Below are 3,892 nucleotides of genomic sequence, written 5' to 3' on the forward strand. Positions count from 1 at the left end.
GAAATTGAGGAAATAGAAAATGGTAGAATGTATGAAAATGCTTTGGAATGGCGCTTTGAGTTTCCTGAAGTGTTAAATAATGATGGTGTTTTTGTTGGTTTTGATGTGGTTATGGGAAATCCTCCTTATATTAGACAGGAAGAAATTAAACAATTAAAACCAATTTTGCAGCAGCGTTATCAATGTTATACAGGAATTGCTGATATATTTGTTTATTTCTATGAAATAGGGTTGCATTTATTAAAATCGAAAGGTCATTTAACTTACATCTCTTCTAATAAATATTTTCGAGCAGGTTATGGTGAAAAATTACGTCAGCTTTTAACAAATTCAACAACCATTTACAATCTAATTGATTTTGGTGATTTCCCAGTTTTTGAAGAAGCCATTGCTTATCCTAGCATTATTACTTTAAGTAAGGTTAAACCAGAGCATAACCAAGTACAGATATTATCATGGAATACAACGAAAAAAGAAAAGATTGCTGAATTTGTAACGGTATTAAAAAAGGAGGGTTTAATTATTTTACAGAAGAATTTACAATCAGACGGTTGGCGGCTAGAATCCTCGCAAATCCTAGATTTATTAACAAAATTGCGAAATTTTGGTACACCATTAGAAGAGTATGTTAATGGTCAATTTTATTACGGAATTAAAACAGGTTTTAATGAAGCTTTCGTTATAGATAGAGAAACACGAGATAGACTAATTGCTGAACATCCTTCTTCTGCTGAAGTTATCAAGCCTTTGCTGCGTGGTCGTGATGTTAAAAGATGGGATTTACAATTTGCAGAGCAATATCTTATCAAAATAGAATCTTCTGAAAATAAAAAACATTCTTGGTCTGATAAAATAGAGAAAGAAGCAGAGAAAATTTTTGATAAAACATATCCTGCAATTTATAGATATTTTTCTCAATTTAGAAATACATTAATTAAACGTTCAGATCAAGGAAAATTCTTTTGGGAGCTTCGCTCTTGCATTTACTGGTCAGAATTTGAGCAACCTAAAATTATTTATCCAAATATCTGTAAACGTAATGAATTTGCGTGGGATGAATCAGGATATTATACCAATCAAAAGGCATTTATTATTCCTTGCAATGATAAAGTTTTACTAGCAGTTCTTAACTCTAGTGTTGTCATGTTTTTATTTCAGCAGCTACTTTCAAAACTACAGGGTGATTTTTATGAACCAAGCTCGATTTTTATGAAAGATTTTCCTATTCCCACCGCAACGGAATCACAGCGTCAAGAAATAGAAAACCTTGTACAAAAATGTCTTGATGCTAACGGTAAAAATGTTAAAAACATTGAAACAGAAATAGATCAACTAGTTTATCAACTTTATGAATTAACACCAGAGGAAATTAAAATCATAGAAGGGTAAACACCACAAATTCCAGATCCCCGACTTCTTTTTTATTTGATACAAGAAGTCGGGGATAGTTGATATTACTTAAATAAAGATGTTACAGACTAGACAGGACATCTTTCGCGGCCGCTAAAGTCTGTTCGATATCTTCTTTAGTGTGTGCTAAAGAAGTGAAACCAGCTTCAAATTGAGACGGTGCTAGGTAAATACCATGTTCTAACATTCCGCGATGAAAACGACCAAACTTCGCTGTATCAGCCTTTTTAGCGTCTTCATAATTATGTACTGGTCCAGAGGTGAAAAACAACCCAAACATCGCGCTAATATTACCACCACAAGCAGCGTGACCCGTATCAGCGCAGATTTTTAACAATCCATCAGCTAACTGTTTAGTAATTTGTTCTAAGTATTGATAAGTACCAGGTTTGCTGAGTAATTCTAGGGTTTTAATCCCCGCTGTCATAGCTAAAGGATTACCGGAAAGAGTTCCTGCTTGATACACTGGACCTGCGGGAGCAATCATAGACATGATTTCGCGGCGACCACCATACGCGCCCACTGGTAAACCGCCACCAATAACTTTACCTAAAGTTGTTAAGTCGGGAGTAATACCAAATTTTGCTTGAGCGCCACCGTAAGCAATCCGAAAGCCTGTCATGACTTCATCAAATACTAATAATGCACCATATTCATGAGTAAGTTCCCTGAGTCCTTCTAAGAACCCAGCATCAGGGGTAATAAAACCGGCGTTACCAACTACTGGTTCAAGAATGATACCGGCGATTTCCCCAGGGTTTTGTTCAAATAGGGCTTTTACCGCGTCTAAATCATTGAAAGGGGCGGTTAAAGTGCTGGCTGTGGTAGCTTTAGGTACTCCGGGTGAGTCGGGTAAACCCAGAGTAGCGACTCCAGAACCGGCTTTGACCAAGAACATATCAGCGTGTCCGTGATAGCAGCCTTCAAACTTGATTACTTTTTCTCTGTTAGTGAAGGCTCGCATGAGCCGTAATACAGCCATACAAGCTTCTGTACCAGAGTTGACAAATCTGACCATTTCCACGCTAGGAACAGCATCAATGACCATTTCCGCTAAAATGTTTTCTAGGACGCAGGGAGCGCCAAAACTAGTCCCTTTGTCTAGGGCTGTGTGTAGTGCGGAAATGACTTCTGGGTGAGCATGACCACAAATGGCTGGTCCCCAAGTACCAACATAGTCAATGTATTTGTTACCGTCTACATCCCAAATATATGCGCCATGAACACGATCAAATACTATTGGTTGTCCACCTACGGATTTAAACGCACGCACGGGAGAACTAACCCCTCCGGGCATAAGTTTTTGAGCAGCAGCAAAGATTTCTTGTGATTTTGTGGTTTTAATTGAGGTATTTACCAAGGTTTCCTCCCTAAACTGGGGAAATAAATAATTTATGCTCTATCTTAGGATAGGTCGAAAAGTTACTCAGAATTTCTATGATCTAGAATTAACCGAAAATGCTATGTTAGGTCAAAGATTATTCTAAATTAACTGGTATGTCCTCTCCCCAACTGTTATTACTCTCATCTGCTATCCCTGTGGACAAAATTCGCTATGATGACAAGGGTTTAGTTCCGGCTATTATCCAAGATTATCTAGATGGTACGGTGCTAATGATGGCTTGGATGAATCAAGAATCTTTACAAAAGACTTTAGAAACTGGGGAAACTTGGTTTTGGAGTCGTTCCCGTCAGGAATTTTGGCACAAAGGGGCAACTTCTGGCCATATTCAAAAGGTGCAAAGTATTCGTTATGATTGCGATAGTGATGCTCTTTTGGTGGTTGTGGAGCAATTGGGTGATGTTGCTTGTCATACGGGGGAACGTAGTTGTTTTCACCAGGTTGGTGGGACGGTGACACCACCACCAGGGGATAGTTTATCACAATTGTTTGCTGTTATCTGCGATCGCCGGGATGAACCTAATGAAACTTCTTATACCTGTAAATTATTGGCAGGTGGTGATAATAAGATTTTGAAAAAGATTGGTGAGGAAAGCGCGGAGGTGGTTATGGCTTGTAAAGATGATGATAGTGATGCGATCGCTGGTGAAGTCGCGGATTTATTCTATCATAGTCTAGTAGCTTTGGCATATCATCAAGTTGATTTAAGGGATGTGTATCGGAAATTACATGAGCGGCGAAAGTAATTGCATAGGGAAGAGGCAAGAGGTAAGAGATACACAACTAACGTAGTTAAACCTTGGTCAAACAGTGTCAATTGCTGATAGTTCGCTCTCTGATTGACCTGACTTCAGGTTCTAGAGTCTAGGGCTTATCCTTGCCCGTTATCGCTTCGGTTTCCATTAAGGAATCCCGAAACTTCTGACTTCTTTCTAACAAGATTTTCTTCACATCGGAATGTTTCATATATCGAGTGATTTCAACATCACTCATTCTTGCTAGAATATTGTCAGCAGCATTAGTATCTGAGTGCATTACGACCCCATCGTGTCCGGTAAACTTGTCACCATTTCTACTGCC

The 3,892-nt window shown here is 38.6% G+C and carries 3 protein-coding genes and 1 pseudogene; 2 read left to right on the plus strand and 2 right to left on the minus strand.

What is annotated here, in order from left to right:
* Window positions 1–27 precede the first annotated feature (27 nt).
* The gene (locus tag H6F62_RS20175) at window positions 28–1,389 is read left to right on the plus strand and encodes a TaqI-like C-terminal specificity domain-containing protein (RefSeq protein ID WP_242026092.1); all 1,362 of its coding nucleotides are present in this window, start codon (window positions 28–30) and stop codon (window positions 1,387–1,389) included.
* Window positions 1,390–1,471: 82 nt separating this feature from the next.
* On the opposite strand, the gene hemL is transcribed toward H6F62_RS20175, so the two are convergent.
* Window positions 1,472–2,770, minus strand: coding sequence for a glutamate-1-semialdehyde 2,1-aminomutase (hemL, locus tag H6F62_RS20180; protein ID WP_190372828.1), 1,299 nt, complete (start codon window positions 2,768–2,770; stop codon window positions 1,472–1,474).
* A 137-nt stretch (window positions 2,771–2,907) separates the two neighbouring features.
* On the opposite strand from hemL, the gene hisIE reads away from it, so the two are divergent.
* A complete protein-coding gene (hisIE, locus tag H6F62_RS20185) occupies window positions 2,908–3,558 on the plus strand; it encodes a bifunctional phosphoribosyl-AMP cyclohydrolase/phosphoribosyl-ATP diphosphatase HisIE (protein WP_137909458.1) in 651 nt (216 codons plus the stop codon).
* A gap of 118 nt (window positions 3,559–3,676) precedes the next feature.
* On the opposite strand, the pseudogene H6F62_RS20190 reads toward hisIE, so the two are convergent.
* Window positions 3,677–3,892 (minus strand): annotated as a pseudogene (locus H6F62_RS20190) (addiction module component); the annotation flags it as partial.

Origin of the sequence: Anabaena sp. FACHB-1391 (genome assembly GCF_014696755.1) — a bacterium.
In the GTDB taxonomy this organism is placed as follows: Bacteria; Cyanobacteriota; Cyanobacteriia; order Cyanobacteriales; family Nostocaceae; genus Dolichospermum; species Dolichospermum planctonicum.